This is a genomic window from Rhodococcus sp. NPDC003348, from assembly GCF_053589375.1.
In genome coordinates, this window is sequence record NZ_JBSFRT010000001.1 from 270202 (window position 1) to 285049 (window position 14848).

A 14848-nucleotide genomic window follows, 5' to 3' on the forward strand; every position below is an offset into this window, starting at 1 on the left:
AGGCGAATTCAGATCGTGATGTCGAGCGCCGACAGCAGGGTGCCGAGCTTGGCGGTGGTCTCGGCCAGTTCGCCCACGGGATCGGACGCGGCGACGATTCCGCCGCCGGCCCAGGCCCGCAACCGGCGTCCGTCGGCGTCGAGTTCGGCGCAGCGGATCGCGACCACCCACACCCCGTCGCCGTCGGCGTCGCACCAGCCCGCGGCGCCGCCGTAGAAGCCGCGCGGCTCCTCCACCTCGCGGATCACGTCCAGTGCGGCTTGCAGCGGGGTGCCGCACACGGCCGGGGTGGGGTGGAGCAGGCGGGCCAGTTCCAGCGCGGTGGGAACGGGGTCACGGAGCAGGCCGCGGATGGGGGTGCCCAGGTGCCACACCTGGCCGGTGCCGATCAGTTGCGGCCGCGGCACGGTCAGCTCGGTGCACAGCGGTGCGAGGACCGCGCGGATGCGGTCGGTGACGAACGCGTGCTCGGCGAGGTTCTTCGCCGACGAGAGCAGACGGTCACCCTCCGCCCTGTCGACGTCGGGGTCGGAGTGGCGGGTCGCGGTGCCCGCGAGCGGAAAGCAGCGGATCTCGCGGCCGACGCGTTCGAGCAGCAGTTCCGGGCTGGCCCCGACCAGTGACCGGCCGATGTACTCGCCCCCCGCGGCAGACAGGTCGACGCCGAAGCCGTTGCCGCCGGGGTCGCGGGCGACCAGCCGCGCCAGCAGCGGCCACGGACGCATCTCGGTGTCGGTCTCGACCACCACCGAGCGGGCCGCGACCACCTTGTCCAGCTCACCGGCCCGCAGCCGGGACACCAGCGCGGCAACCCGCTTCCGGTGTTCGTCGGGTGCGGGAATCGTGGCGGTGATCCGTGCGCGGGGCGGCGCGGGCACCGCGTCGGGACGCCACGGACCGGCGTCGAACCGGGCGGTCTCGGGGGCGGTCAGCGCGGCCGGGCCGGCCGGATCGAACGGAAGCGCCCCCACCACGAGCGGGACGTCGCCCGCGGCCAGCGCCTCCACGGCGGCGTCGACGGTGTCGAAGCGCGCCCGGCCTCCCGCGGTGCGCAGGGTCCGGTCGGCGCGGGAGAGGAGGAATCCGTTCACTCGGGTGCGAGGTTATTTGCCGGGCGGGACGATCAGCACCGGCCGGTGGCTGTGCCGCAGCACGTGGTCGGCGACGGAGGACTGCAGCAGCGATTTCAGCCCCGTGGTTCCGCGGGTGCCGGTGACGATGATGTCGGCGTCGAGTTGGTCGGCGACCTCGACGATCGTGGTCCAGACGGTGGTGACGCACTCGATGGTGCGGCCCTCCGCGTTCAGGCCCGCACTGCGCGCCAGGTCGAGGCCCTCGCTGTTGACGGTCTTGGCGTCGGTGAGGGCGATGTCCTCGGTGTCCTCGTCGGGAACCCACTCGGGCTGCATGACCCCCGACAGCCCGGACATCCGGGCGGCCTGGCGCACCATCGGTTCCCACGCGGTGATCACGATCGCGCGGTCGGCGCTGAGGAAACGGCCGGCGTATTCGATTGCGCGCTTGGAATTGTCGGTTCCGTCGTATGCGATGAGTATCAGGTCCGCGGGCATCGAGACCTCCTGGAGTCGGGGGGACGATCCTGCTGTCAGGCTACCCGTCGGGCCGGGTCGAGCGCGGTCGCCGCGGGACGCGTCCGGTCGGCAGGTCCCAGGGCATGTCTCCCAATCCCCGTTTCGGCGCCTCTGGCGCCCAATCGCCGCCCCGTTGCGTTGTCGTCGGCGCCGATACAACAGCGGTATCGGCTTCTCCTCCGCCTTACGGGACGACGATTGCTTCGCCAGATGCATCCGAGAGGGATCAGGAGACACGCCCTAGGCTCGCTGTCATGACCCGCATCTGCTCGTTCCGTGTTCTTCCGCTGCTGCTCGGCCTCGGGCTGGTGGCGGGCTGCGGCGACTCGGGAACCGAGACGACGGCGACGACCCCGGCGGCGGAGTCGGCGGAGACGACCGACCTCACCACGACCTCGGCCCCGCAGAGCAGCGCCGCCGCCGCGCCGCTCGCGGGCGCGCCCTGCGGCGCCGACTTCCTGGCCGGGCTGACGCCGCGGCAGCGGCTCGCGCAGCTGCTCAACGTCGGGGTGGCGGGGACCGCCGACGCCGTCGCGGTCGTGCGGGACGAGCAGGTCGGTGGCGTCTTCGTCGGAAGCTGGACCGACGAGACGATGCTGGCGAACCGTCAGGTGCCGCAGGTGCAGGCGGTCGCGAAGGTGCCGGTGATGGTGAGCATCGACGAGGAGGGTGGCCGGGTGTCGCGGGTCGCGGACCTGCTCGGCGAGGACCCCGCACCCCGGACGGTCGCACAGACGATGACACCCGAACAGACCTACGAGATGGCGCTGGAACGGGGCCGCGGCCTGCACGGCCTCGGGATCACCGTCGATTTCGCCCCGGTCGTCGACGTGAGCGACCAGCCCGCGAACTCGGTGATCGGGGACCGGTCGTTCTCCGACGATCCGGACGTGGTGACGCAGTACGCCGGGGAGTACGCCCGCGGCCTGCGCGACGCCGGGGTGCTGCCGGTGATCAAGCACTTCCCGGGCCACGGGTCGGCGTCGGGGGATTCGCACACCGGCGCGGTCACCACCCCGCCCCTGGCGGAGTTGCAGACCCACGACCTGGTGCCGTACCGCACGCTCGTCACCACCGGGGTCGGGGTGATGGTCGGGCACCTGGACGTGCCCGGTCTGACCGCGCCGGGGGTGCCTGCGAGCATCAGTCCGGCGGCGATGTCGCTGCTGCGGACCGGCACCGGGTACGGCGCACCGGCTTTCGACGGGCCGATCTTCACCGACGACCTGTCCGGGATGAAGGCGATCACCGACCGGCTCAGTGTGCCGCAGGCCGTCGCGGCGGCTCTGGAGGCGGGCGCGGACGTCGCCCTGTGGTTGACGACGGCCGAGGTGCCGGAGGTTCTCGACCATCTCGAGAGCGAGGTCGCGGCGGGCCGGCTGCCGCAGGCGCAGGTCGATGCGTCGGTGCTGCGGGTGGCGACTGCGAAGGGTGTCGTGCACTGCTGACGGTGGGGCGGTGCACTTCCCTCGCCGCGTGTCGGGGCAGAATGGCAGGTGACCCACCCATTCTTACTCTAGAGTAAGATCGACCCCTGGGGACCGACCACGGTCGGCGCCGCAGACTCTGGAGGAACGATGGCCGGCGGAACCAAACGGCTCCCGCGCGCGGTGCGCGAGCAGCAGATGCTCGACGCCGCCGTCGAGGTGTTCTCCGCCAAGGGCTACCACGACACCTCGATGGACGCGATCGCCGCGGCCGCCGAGATCTCCAAGCCGATGCTGTACCTGTACTACGGCTCGAAGGACGAACTGTTCTCCGCCTGCATCGCCCGTGAGGGGCAGCGGTTCGTCGAGGCCATCACGCCCGCCGCCGACCCCAATCTGACGCCCCGCGAGCAGCTGCGGGCCGCGCTGGTCGGGTTCCTCGGGTTCGTCGGCGAGCACCGGTCGTCCTGGATGGTGCTGTACCGCCAGTCGATGGGGGAGCAGACGTTCGCGACGCAGGTCCGCACCAGCCGCGACCGGCTGATCGAACTGACCGCGAAACTGCTCGAGTCGAGCACCAAGGAGCCCGAGCCCGACACCGATTTCGGCATCATGGCCGTCGCTCTGGTCGGCGCGGGCGAGGCGGTCGCGGACCGCGTCGCCGGCGGCGAGATCGCAGTCGAGAAGGCCGCGGACCTGCTCGAGGCCCTCGCCTGGCGCGGCCTGGCCGGCAAGAAGAAATAGGCCCTCGCCGCTGTTGCCCCCGCCTTCGGGCTGAAGGGCACCCTCGTGCGGTCAGGCCGAACGAAGGTGCCCTTGACCAGGCGGGTCGCCGTCAGCGCAGGGTGGCAGTCAGGTGCGGGTAGCCCTTCTTCGGGTGCCGCAACGCGAGGTCCCATCCGCTGCCGGCAGATTCGGCGGAGCTCGCGACCTGCTCGGCGTAGACGTTCACCGTCGCAGGCAGCACCACCGGCTTGCCGAACTTCACGCGGTAGGTCACGGAATCCGGGATGCGACCCTCGACGGCGCCGAGGATCGCGGCGGCGCTCCACATTCCGTGCGCGATGGTGCCCGGGAACCCGAAGGCCTTGGCGCCCAGCGACGAGACGTGGATGGGGTTGCGGTCCCCGGAGACCGCGGCGTAGCGGCTGACGGTCTTCTGGTCCACCCGCAGGGTGCGCATCGGCCGCGGCGGTGTCTCGTCCTCGTGCTCGGTCTTCGGTTCCTTGGGTGCGTCGGTGGCGTGCATCTTCAGGAAGGTGCTGACCTGGCGCCACACCAGTTCACGCCCCACCGAGACCTCGCTGACGAGGTCGACCTGGGTTCCCTTCGCATGCGGGCGCAGGTTCTCGGCGTGCACCGCGATGTCGAGCGGCTCGCTCACCGAGATCGGCCGCAGCTGCTCGATCACGTTGTCGATGTGCACGGAACCGATTGCCGGGAAAGGGAACTCGCGTGAGGTGAGCAGACGCATCACGGTCGGGAACACGAGGGTGAACGGATACGTGATCGGCAGCGTGTCGCCGAACCGCAGCCCGCACACCTTCGCGTACGCGGCCAGGTTGTCATGGTCGACTCGCAGGCCGGACAGTGCCAGCGTCTGTTTCGGCAGGCTCCGGCGCCCGGACGGCTTCGCGAACGGTAGCGCGCTCACAGCGGCGCGCACGTAGTTGTCGAGGGCGCCCGGCTGGTGTGTGAGTTCGACTGTGCGACCGGTCATCACGCCCCCAGCAGGGACTGGCCGCAGACCCGGACGATCTGACCGGTGACGGCGTTCGACGCGGGGCTGGCGAAGTACGCGACCGTCTCGGCCACGTCGACGGTCTGCCCGCCCTGCAGCAGCGAGGACATCCGGCGGCCGGCCTCACGGGTCGCGAACGGGATCGCCGCGGTCATCGCCGTCTCGATGAAGCCGGGCGCGACGGCGTTGATGGTGATGTTCTTCTCCGCCAGCACCGGCGCGGTGGCCTGCACCAGGCCGATGACACCGGCCTTGGAGGTGCCGTAGTTGGTCTGGCCGCGATTGCCCGCGATGCCGGCGATGGAGGACACGTCGATCACGCGGCCTCCCTCCTTGAGTGCGCCCTTCGCGACGAGGTGGTCGGTGATCTTCTGCGGCGCAAGCAGGTTCACGCCGATCACCATGTTCCAGCGGGCCTCGTCCATGTTGGCGAGGGTCTTGTCCCGGGTGATGCCTGCGTTGTGGACGATGATGTCCGCGCCGCCGTGCCGCTCGAGCAGGTGGGTGGCGAGCTTGTCGGCGGCGTCCTCGGCGGTGACGTCGAGTGCCAGGGACGTGCCGCCGACCTTGTTCGCGGTCTCGGACAGCGCCTCGCCTGCGGCGGGGATGTCCGCGCACACCACGTGCGCGCCGTCGCGGGACAGCACCTCGGCGATGGTCGCGCCGATGCCGCGGGCGGCGCCGGTGACGACGGCGACCTTGCCGTCGAGGGGCTTCTCCCAGGACTGCGGCGCCGTCGCGTCGGCGCCGCCGATCCGGATGACCTGGCCGGAGACGAATGCGGACTTGGCCGAGAGCAGGAAGCGCAGGGTGGACTCGACCCCGGACAGTCCGGCGGACGCCTTCGGGGAGACGTACACGAGCTGGGCGGTGGCGCCGCGCTTGATCTCCTTGCCGATGCTGCGGGTGAAGCCCTCGAGTGCACGCTGGGCGATGTGCTCGTCGACGCCGCCGGTCTCTTCGGGGGTGGTGCCGAGGACGACGACGCGGGCGCACGGCGCGAGATTGCGGATCACCGGCTGGTAGAACTCGAACAGCTGCACCAGGTCGGTGACCTGGGAGATGCCGGTGGCGTCGAAGACGAGGGCGCCGTGGCGGTCGTCGTGCGGCTGCGAGGCGGGGTAGTCGGAGAGCAGTTCGCGCAGTGGCTCGACGAGGCGGCCGTGGCCGCCGATGAGGATCGGGCCCGCCAGGGCGGGCTCGCCCGCCTTGTAGCGGCGCAGGTGCTCCGGCTGCGGCAGCCCGGCCTGCTTGGCGATGAACGCGCCCGGCGCGGAGTTGAGGAACTGGGAGTAGAGGTCGGGAGCGCCCTTGCTGGCTGCCACGGTCCACCTTCTTGGTCGGTATTTCGTGCACCCGGGCACCGGGTGCGGTGTCGACAATGAACTTACTCTGAAGTAAGTTTGGTGTCGAGGCACAGCCTCGACATCGAGACCTCGTCCAGATGGAGACACCGTGACCACCAGAGCGCGTTCCACCAAGAAGCCGGCCGCCGCGTCCACCGGCGGGCGCGGGCTGCGCCCCGTCGCCATCGTCGGCGGCAACCGTATCCCGTTCGCGCGTTCGGACAAGGCGTACGCGCAGGCGTCCAACCAGGACATGTTCACCGCCACGCTGGACGGCCTGGTCAGCCGGTTCAACCTGCAGGGCGAGCGGCTCGGCATGGTCGTCGGCGGCGCGGTGCTCAAGCACAGCCGTGACTTCAACCTGATCCGCGAGTCCGTGCTCGGCAGTGCGTTGAGCCCCTACACTCCCGCCTACGACCTGCAACAGGCGTGCGGCACCGGTCTGCAGTCGGTCATCGCGGTCGGCGACGCGATCGCGGCCGGCCGCATCGACGCCGGTGTCGGCGGCGGCAGCGACACCACCTCCGACGCCCCGATCGGGGTGAACAACGAACTGCGCGAGTTCCTGCTCTTGGTCAACCGCGCCCGGACCACCGCGGACCGGGTCAAGCTGCTCGGACACGTCCGCCCGTCCATGGTCGGCATCGAGATCCCCCGCAACGGCGAGCCGCGGACCGGGCTGTCGATGGGCGAGCACGCCGCGATCACCGCCAAGGAGTTCGGCGTCCGCCGCGAGGACCAGGACGAGCTGGCCGCCGCCAGCCACAAGAACATGGCCGCCGCGTACGACCGCGGCTTCTTCGACGACCTGGTCACCCCGTTCCTCGGCCTGACCCGCGACGACAACCTGCGCCCCGGGTCGACGGTGGAGAAGCTGGCGACACTCAAGCCGGTGTTCGGCACCAAGCTCGGCGACGCGACGATGACGGCCGGCAACTCCACCCCGCTCACCGACGGCGCCTCGGCGGTGCTGCTGTCCACCGACGAGTGGGCCGCGCAGCGCAACCTGCCGGTGCTCGCGCACCTGGTGGACTCGGAGACCGCGGCCGTCGACTACGTGCACGGCGACGACGGACTGCTGATGGCGCCCACCTACGCGGTGCCGCGGCTGCTCGCCCGAAACGGTCTGACGCTGCAGGACTTCGACTACTACGAGATTCATGAGGCGTTCGCCTCGGTCGTCCTCGCGACCCTGCAGGCGTGGGAGTCGGACGAGTACTGCAAGGAGCGGCTCGGTCTCGACGGCGCGCTCGGCAAGATCGACCGCAGCAAGCTCAACGTCAACGGCTCCTCGCTCGCGGCCGGACATCCGTTCGCCGCGACTGGTGGACGCATCGTGGCCTCGCTGGCAAAGATGTTGGCGGAGAAGGGATCCGGCCGCGGTCTGGTCTCCATCTGCGCGGCAGGCGGCCAGGGCGTCACCGCGATCATCGAGCGGTAGCCGCGCGGAACCCGGCGGGGCGGCACCTGGACGACGGTGCCGCCCCGCCGCCGTGTGTCTCGCGAATGCGGGCCGGCTGGACGACGATGGACGTCATGAGTGACAACGACGACTGGAACACGAAGATCATCGCCGAGTTCCGGGCCAACGATGGCCGGGTCGGCGGGCAGTTCGAGGGCGCGCCGCTGGTGTTGCTCCATCACCGTGGTCGCAAGAGCGGCCGCCACGTGGTGAATCCGGTGATGTACCTGCCCGACGACCAGGACCCGGACACGATCTACGTCTTCGCCACCTTGGCGGGTGCTCCGAAGAACCCGGCCTGGTATTTCAACGTGACCGCGGCGGGCGAAGCCGAGATCGAGCGCGGTACCGAGACGTACCGGGTGACCGTCACCGAGGTGACCGGCCCGGACCGCGACCGCATCTACGCCGAGCAGGCCGGGCGCTACCCGGGATTCGCCGAGTACGAGCAGCGGACCAGGGGCGTCCGCACCATTCCGGTGCTGGCGCTGCGGCGGATCTGACCCGGCGCGCGGCGGTTCGCTGCGATCACGCTGATTTCAGACCGTGCGTTCCGGTGCGCGGTGGGTGAGGATGCGAACCATGACTGTTCGCACCATTGCACTCGCCGACGGACTCGAGGTCAGCGCCCAGGGTTACGGCGCCATGTCGGTCGCCCCGGTCTACGGGCCGGTGGACCCGGCGCAGGCCCTCGCCACACTTCACCACTCGATCGACATCGGCGTCACCTTCCTCGACACCGCCAACGTGTACGGGGAGGGTGCGAGCGAGAAGGCCGTCGGTGAGGTGCTGCGCACCCGGCGCGACGAGGTGCAGTTGGCCACCAAGTTCGGTCTCGTCGGCAACGTCGCCGCCGGACAGCGGGGGATCGACGGGCGGCCCGAGCATGTCGCGGGCTTCCTGGACGCGTCGCTGAGCCGCCTCGGTGTCGACAGCGTCGATCTCTACTACCTGCATCGGGTCGATCCGAACGTTCCGATCGAGGAGACGGTCGGCGCGATGGCGGAGCTGGTGGCCGCGGGCAAGGTGCGGCACCTGGGTCTGTCGGAGGCGACGGGCGACGAACTGCGCCGGGCGCACGCGGTCCACCCGATCGCCGCGATCCAGAGCGAGTGGAGCGTGTGGAGCAGGGACGTCGAGCGCAACGTCGTCCCGACCGCGGCTGAACTCGGGGTCGGATTCGTGCCCTACTCGCCGGTCGGCCGTGGCTTCCTCGCCGGGACCTACGACCCGGCCGCCCTCGGCGCGTCCGACCTGCGCCGCCGGTTCCCCCGGTTCGATGCCGACGCGCTCGCCGGCAATGCGAAGGTGCTCGAGGTGATCGGCGAGGTGGCCCGCGAGTCCGACGCGACGCCCGCCCAGGTGGTGCTGGCCTGGCTCTACGCCAAGGGCCGCGAGTTCGCGCTGCCGGTCGTGCCGATCCCGGGCACGCGTTTCGCCGCCCGGGTCGAGGAGAACGCCGCGGCGGTGGAACTCGACCTCCCCGCGGACCGTGTCGCGCGGCTCGACGAACTGGCCGCGATCACCGTCGGGGCGCGTTCGGCGGACCCGAGTTGGGTGTCCCTCGGCAGGGGGTAGGACGTCTGCCGGGATCGTCTGAGCTTTCCGGGCCCGCGGCCGTCGGTCGCGGGCCCGGAAAGTGTCACGGGCCCGCGACCGACGTCTCGTCGAAGGTCACGGCCATCCGTGGGCGTTGTGTTGTGTAGATCACGAAGTGGTCAACGAGCCCCGCATCGACGGCCTGCCCGCTCGGCGGTGCGTCTGTGGGGGCAACCGACCCGGAATGCGTGGGCGCGGGCGGTCGGAGAAGGCGATCCTCCCGCCCCTCCTCGTTGCGTCGGGGTGCCTGTCTTCGGTCGAATGACCTTGCAGTACAGTGTGATCGGCTCTGGATCTGGTTGCCGGTCTCGTCCGATCCGCGTCGGATACCGACCGGTGTGGCGGTGGCGGAGTGCGGTCGTGTTTGTCGGGGCGTGCAGCTGCGAATCGGCAGCGAATGTGAGCCCGGACTTTTATACATTGTCAATGTGACCCTGCTCACTATTCATTGAAAATCCTTTCACCTGCAGCGTTACCTGGTCGTGACCTTTTCGCTGCGTGATGGTGACTCGCGAGGGCCGAAGCCGCCCTGTGTGACACCCGCGCCCGTTCGGAGGCCGAAACCGCACTCGGCCGAATCTGGAGCACGACCAATGTTCGTTTCGAATGCGCGGTCCTTCGTCCGCACGCGCCACTTCGGCGCCGCCCTCGCCGCCGCGTCGGTGATCGCAACCGCGGCCGCGGTGGTCGGCACCGGCGACGGCCCCGTCGCCAACGCCGACGCCGTCGCCTCCGTGACGGTCGGATACCGCGAGTCCGGTGACCTGTTCGCGCACCTGGAGCTCCCGGGGCTGACCGCTGCCGGGTCGGCGTCCACGTCGGGGGAGACGCCGGCGGCCGAGGGTGAGGCCGAGCCTGCGTCCGGTGAGTGGCTCGCGTCGGCGTCCGCGGGCTGGGTGCAGACGAAGTCCTCGCCCGCGGAGGAGCAGGCCACCGTCGAGCTGGCCTCCGCACCCGTTCCGGCGGAACCGGCCCCGGCCCCGGCGCCGCCGCCTCCGCCGCCGCTCGCGGTCACCCCGGATGAGTTCGCACGGATCGTGCCCGGCATCTCGGGTGAGAAGATCGCGCAGTACATCCTCCCGCTCAACGACGCGATGGCGCACGGTGGCATCGACAACCCGGTCCGTCAGGCGGCGTTCATCGCGCAGCTCGCCGTCGAGTCCGACGGGTTCCGCACCTTCGAGGAGTACGCCTCCGGGCGCGCCTACGAGGGCCGGGCCGACCTCGGCAACACTCAGCCGGGGGATGGTGAGCGGTACAAGGGGCGTGGTGCCATCCAGATCACCGGCCGCCACAACTACGAGAAGGTGAGCCAGTACACCGGCATCGACTTCGTCGCGCACCCCGAGCTGCTGGCGGCGCCGGAGAACGCGTTCACCACCGCGGCGTGGTACTGGACGTCGCGCAACCTCAACCAGGTTGCGGACACCGCGGGGATCGTCCGGGTGTCCGAGCTCGTCAACGGCGGCCATCACGCCCTCACCCGGCGCATCGAGGACTTCCAGCGTGGACTGGACGTGCTGATCCGCCCCTAGGGGCGCCGGAATCGGTTCGAAGATTTACAGACAGTCCGGACTGTTTGTTGCTATCGTGCCGGTGTGACCCAGGACACGGAACGTCCGACACGGACGCAGGCGCAACGCAGCGCGCACACCCGCCAGAGGCTGCTCGACGCGACGATCGAGTCGCTCGTCGAGCTGGGCTACGCCGGCACCAGCACCCAGGGCATCGCCCGGCGGGCCGGGGTGTCCCGCGGGGCGCAGCTACACCAGTTCCCGACCAAGGTCTCCCTCGTGGTCGCCGCGGTGGAGTACCTGGTGGAGAAGCGGCTCGCCGAGATCCTCGCCACCCGACCCGCGCCGGAACGCGGACTCGAAGTGCTCGTCGACGCGTTCTCGGGTCCGCTGTTCTACGCGGCTCTCGAACTGTGGGTCGCCGCGCGCACCGATCGCGAACTGTTCGAGGCGATGGTGCCGCTCGAGCGGGTCGTCAGCGACGCGCTGACCGGCGGGGCCACCGAGGTGATGGGCGAACGATTCGGACCCGACGGGATCGAGCTGAGCATCGAATTGGCCCGTGGCTTCGCGGTGTCCGCGTTGTTCCGGACCCCGGCCGAGGAGTCCGAGCGCCGGGCGCGCCTGTTGCCGGCGTGGGAGGCGATGGTGACCGGGCGATGAGCACCACGACCGCATTGACCGAACTTCCCTCGCACACCCGCGTTCTCGTCGTCGGAACCGGGTTCGGCGGACTCGCCGCGGCGGCCGACCTGGTCCGCGGCGGCCGGGCCGCGGACGTGGTCGTCGTCGAGCGCGCCGGCGAGGTCGGCGGCACCTGGCGGGAGAACACCTACCCCGGCTGCGCCTGCGATGTGCCGACGACGCTGTACTCGTTGTCTTTCGCGCCCAGCCCGAAGTGGAGTCACACCTTCGCCGAACAGCCGGAGATCTTCGACTATCTCAAGGACGTGGCCACCCGCAGTGGCGTCCGGGCACGCACGGTGTTCGACTGTGAACTCCTGGAAGCGCACTGGGACCAGGCGGCCGCGTTGTGGCGGATACGGACCAGCCGCGGTGAGGTCACCGCCGAGGTCCTGATCGCTGCGACAGGTGCGCTCTCGGCACCGAACCTGCCGGACATCGAGGGCCTGGACTCGTTCCGGGGCACGGTGTTCCACTCGGCATCGTGGAACCACGATCACGACCTGACCGGCGAGCGGGTCGCGGTGGTCGGGACCGGCGCGTCGGCGGTGCAGTTCGTCCCGCAGATCGTCGACCGCACACAGCGGCTGACCGTGTTCCAGCGCACCGCGTCCTGGGTGATCCCCCGGTTCAACCGCACCCGTGGGCCGGCGGAGAAGGGCCTGTACCGCCGATTTCCGTTGACGCAGAAGCTCGTCCGCGGTCTCGTGTACGCCCTGCGTGAGGGTTTCGTCGTCGTGTTCGCCTACCTGACCTGGCTGCTGCCACTGTTCGCGCTGGTGTCCAAGGCGCAGTTGCGGGCGCAGGTGTCGGACCCGACGCTGAGACGCCACCTGACGCCGACGTTCACCATCGGTTGCAAGCGGATGCTGTTGTCCAACGACTGGCTGGCCACCCTCGACCGCGACGACGTCGACGTGGTGCCGTCCGGGTTGATGCGAGTGACGCCCACCGGGGTGATCGGGGCGGACGGCGTCGAGCACGAGGTGGACACCATCATCTTCGGCACCGGGTTCACCCCGACCGAACCGCCGATCGCACGGATGCTGCGCGGCGCCGACGGCCGCACCCTGGCCGAGCACTGGGACGGGAGCCCCAGCGCGCATCGCGGAATGACGGTTCACGGGTTCCCGAACCTGTTCCTGATGTACGGGCCCAACACGAACCTCGGGCACAGTTCGATCGTCTACATGCTCGAGAGCCAGTCCGCGTACGTCCGAGCGGCCCTGGCGCACATGCGTACCCGCGGTCTGTCCGCACTGGAGGTGTCGGCGCGGGCGCAGGAGGACTACAGCGCCCGAATCGGCGAGGCCCTCGGATCGACGGTGTGGAACCGGGGCGGCTGCAAGAGCTGGTACATGGACAGGCGCGGTCGCAACTCGGTGATGTGGCCGACCTTCACCTGGCGGTACCGGGCGCAGATGCTCCGGTTCGACGCCGAGAACTACCGCACGGTGGCGCGCACGGATGCCGAGGATGCGGCGTGAGTGCCGAGCGCGACTACGACGTGATCGTGGTCGGCTCCGGGTTCGGAGGCAGTGTCGCGGCGCTGCGACTGACGGAGAAGGGCTACCGGGTCGGCGTCCTCGAGGCGGGGCGCAGGTTTGCCGACGACGAGCTGCCCGAGACCAGCTGGAAGATGCGGAGATACCTGTGGGCGCCGGCCCTCGGCTGCTACGGCATCCAACGGATCCACCTACTCGCGGACGTGCTCGTGATGGCCGGGGCGGGGGTCGGTGGTGGGTCGCTGAACTACGCCAACACCCTGTACCGGCCGCCGCGGCCGTTCTTCGACGACCCGCAGTGGGGCCACATCACCGACTGGGAGGCCGAGCTCGACCCGCACTACCGGCAGGCCGCGCGGATGCTCGGGGTGGTCACCTATCCCGGCTTCACTTCGGCGGACCGCATCGTCCGGCAGGTCGCGGACGAGATGGGCGTGGGGGACACGTTGACCGCCACCCCGGTCGGCGTGTTCTTCGGTGAGCCGGGCCGGACGAAAGCGGATCCGTTCTTCGGCGGCGCCGGACCGGAACGCACGGGCTGCACCGAATGCGGCGCCTGCATGACCGGCTGCCGTGTCGGCGCGAAGAACACCCTGGTGAAGAACTACCTGTATCTCGCGGAGAAGGCAGGGGCGCAAATTCGTCCGTTGACCACGGTCACGGGTCTGGACCCGCTGCCCGGCGGCGGATTCGCCGTGCACACCCGGCGCACCGACGGGGTGCGCCGCCGCACCCGGACCCTGACCGCGGACCAGGTGGTTGTCGCCGCGGGCACCTACGGCACCCAGCGGCTGCTGCTGGGCACCCGCGACACGCTGCCCGGGCTCTCGGCCCGGCTCGGCACCCAGGTCCGCACCAACTCGGAGGCGGTACTGGCGGCCACCGCGCGTCGTCCCGCGGGGTACCACCGCGGTGTGGCCATCACCTCGTCGTTCCACCCCGACGGTCGAACCCATGTCGAACCGGTCCGATACGGCAAGGGCAGCAACGCGATCGGGCTCCTGCAGACCCTGCTCGTCGACGGGGGAGGGCGGCTGCCGCGACCCGTCAAGGCGCTCGCGGCGATCGCCCGTCACCCGATCGCGTTCGTCCGCGGCCTGTCGGTGCGCCACTGGTCCGAGCGGACCGTGATCGCGCTCGTGATGCAGACCGGGGACAACTCCCTCGAGCTCGGCGTCCGTCGGGGGCGTCGCGGCCGCGTCCGCCTGGTCAGCCGGCGTGGCCCGGGAGATGCGCCGCCGACCTGGATTCCGCAGGGGCACGAGGTGATCCGCTCGGTGGCCGACAAGATCGGCGGCGACCCGGGAGGATCGCTGGCCGACCTGGCGAACATTCCGATGACCGCGCACTTTCTCGGTGGATGCCCGATCGGGGAATCCGTCGAGACCGGCGTCGTCGACCCCTACCAGCGCGTCCACGGTCAGCCCGGGCTGCACGTTGCGGACGGGTCGGTGGTCAGCGCCAATCTCGGGGTCAATCCGTCGCTGACGATCACCGCTCTGGCCGAGCGCGCCTTCTCGCTGTGGCCCAACCGGGACGAACCGGACCCGCGTCCGCCGCTCGGGTCCTCGTATCGCCGCGTCGACCCCACCCCGCCGCTCCACCCGGCGGTACCCGGGCACGCGCCGGCCGCCCTCGTCCTGCCCACACCCGTGATCCGACCGAACGAGAGGGTCGATCCGCGCGGAACGTGACATCACACGCGGGTGGCGCGGGCCCACGCGGGATCCGCCCGGCGAGCGGCCCGGCCGTCCGTGGGCGACGCCGGGTTGTTTGGCCAGCTCATTGTGGGGTTTCTGGGATCGATCACAACTTTTCACAACTTTTTTCTGATTGTGTGTAACGCCCTGTTGTGGAGGGTCGATAGTCAGGTCGTCCCGCGTTGCAGCCAGACCCCCGACCCGGTTGCAGCGCGGGACACCTTTGTCTCTGGCCGTCTCGAGACCGTCGCCTTGTGACCTCCACCGAAAGGCGGCCC

The 14848-nt window shown here is 70.4% G+C and carries 13 protein-coding genes; 9 read left to right on the forward strand and 4 right to left on the reverse strand.

Going from position 1 to position 14848, the window contains the following annotated elements; all coding sequences use genetic code 11:
- Window positions 1-8: 8 nt before the first annotated feature.
- Entirely contained in the window at window positions 9-1091 is a 1083-nt protein-coding gene (locus ACWDU4_RS01305; RefSeq protein ID WP_450112015.1) for an isochorismate synthase, read from the reverse strand.
- Between the two features lie 12 nt (window positions 1092-1103).
- Window positions 1104-1571, reverse strand: coding sequence for a universal stress protein (locus tag ACWDU4_RS01310; protein WP_450112016.1), 468 nt, complete (start codon window positions 1569-1571; stop codon window positions 1104-1106).
- 275 nt (window positions 1572-1846) lie between these two features.
- Here ACWDU4_RS01310 and ACWDU4_RS01315 point away from each other — a divergent pair, with 275 nt between their 5' ends.
- Both ACWDU4_RS01315 and ACWDU4_RS01320 read left to right on the forward strand, forming a co-directional pair.
- The gene (locus ACWDU4_RS01315; RefSeq protein WP_450112017.1) at window positions 1847-3040 is read left to right on the forward strand and encodes a glycoside hydrolase family 3 N-terminal domain-containing protein; all 1194 of its coding nucleotides are present in this window, start codon (window positions 1847-1849) and stop codon (window positions 3038-3040) included.
- A gap of 129 nt (window positions 3041-3169) precedes the next feature.
- Entirely contained in the window at window positions 3170-3763 is a 594-nt protein-coding gene (locus tag ACWDU4_RS01320) for a TetR/AcrR family transcriptional regulator (protein ID WP_450112018.1), read from the forward strand.
- Between the two features lie 91 nt (window positions 3764-3854).
- Here the strand turns inward: ACWDU4_RS01320 and ACWDU4_RS01325 are convergent, their stop codons facing one another.
- Together ACWDU4_RS01325 and ACWDU4_RS01330 are read right to left on the reverse strand one after the other, a co-directional pair.
- Window positions 3855-4739 (reverse strand): MaoC/PaaZ C-terminal domain-containing protein, encoded by an 885-nt coding sequence (locus tag ACWDU4_RS01325; RefSeq protein WP_450112019.1) that lies wholly within the window; start codon window positions 4737-4739, stop codon window positions 3855-3857.
- On the reverse strand, window positions 4739-6085 hold the full coding sequence (locus tag ACWDU4_RS01330; RefSeq protein ID WP_450112020.1) for a 3-oxoacyl-ACP reductase: 1347 nt from the start codon (window positions 6083-6085) through the stop codon (window positions 4739-4741). Before ACWDU4_RS01330 ends, ACWDU4_RS01325 begins: the two co-directional genes overlap by 1 nt.
- A gap of 130 nt (window positions 6086-6215) precedes the next feature.
- On the opposite strand from ACWDU4_RS01330, the gene ACWDU4_RS01335 reads away from it, so the two are divergent.
- The 7 genes from ACWDU4_RS01335 to ACWDU4_RS01365 all read left to right on the forward strand — a co-directional run bounded on the left by ACWDU4_RS01335 (window position 6216) and on the right by ACWDU4_RS01365 (window position 14564).
- Complete coding sequence (locus ACWDU4_RS01335) at window positions 6216-7547, forward strand: acetyl-CoA C-acetyltransferase (RefSeq protein WP_450112021.1); 1332 nt, start codon at window positions 6216-6218, stop codon at window positions 7545-7547.
- A gap of 95 nt (window positions 7548-7642) precedes the next feature.
- Window positions 7643-8071: a nitroreductase family deazaflavin-dependent oxidoreductase gene (locus tag ACWDU4_RS01340; RefSeq protein ID WP_450112022.1), complete on the forward strand. Its 429-nt coding sequence runs from the start codon at window positions 7643-7645 to the stop codon at window positions 8069-8071.
- A 79-nt stretch (window positions 8072-8150) separates the two neighbouring features.
- Window positions 8151-9146, forward strand: coding sequence for an aldo/keto reductase (locus ACWDU4_RS01345; protein WP_450112023.1), 996 nt, complete (start codon window positions 8151-8153; stop codon window positions 9144-9146).
- Window positions 9147-9760: 614 nt separating this feature from the next.
- A complete protein-coding gene (locus ACWDU4_RS01350; protein ID WP_450112024.1) occupies window positions 9761-10702 on the forward strand; it encodes a glycoside hydrolase family 19 protein in 942 nt (313 codons plus the stop codon).
- Between the two features lie 63 nt (window positions 10703-10765).
- A complete protein-coding gene (locus ACWDU4_RS01355; protein ID WP_450112025.1) occupies window positions 10766-11344 on the forward strand; it encodes a TetR/AcrR family transcriptional regulator in 579 nt (192 codons plus the stop codon).
- Window positions 11341-12852 (forward strand): flavin-containing monooxygenase, encoded by a 1512-nt coding sequence (locus ACWDU4_RS01360; RefSeq protein ID WP_450112026.1) that lies wholly within the window; start codon window positions 11341-11343, stop codon window positions 12850-12852. Before ACWDU4_RS01355 ends, ACWDU4_RS01360 begins: the two co-directional genes overlap by 4 nt.
- Window positions 12849-14564, forward strand: a complete 1716-nt coding sequence (locus tag ACWDU4_RS01365; protein WP_450112027.1) for a GMC oxidoreductase — start codon at window positions 12849-12851, stop codon at window positions 14562-14564. The genes ACWDU4_RS01360 and ACWDU4_RS01365 overlap by 4 nt, the downstream gene beginning before the upstream one ends.
- The last annotated feature ends 284 nt before the right edge of the window (window positions 14565-14848 follow it).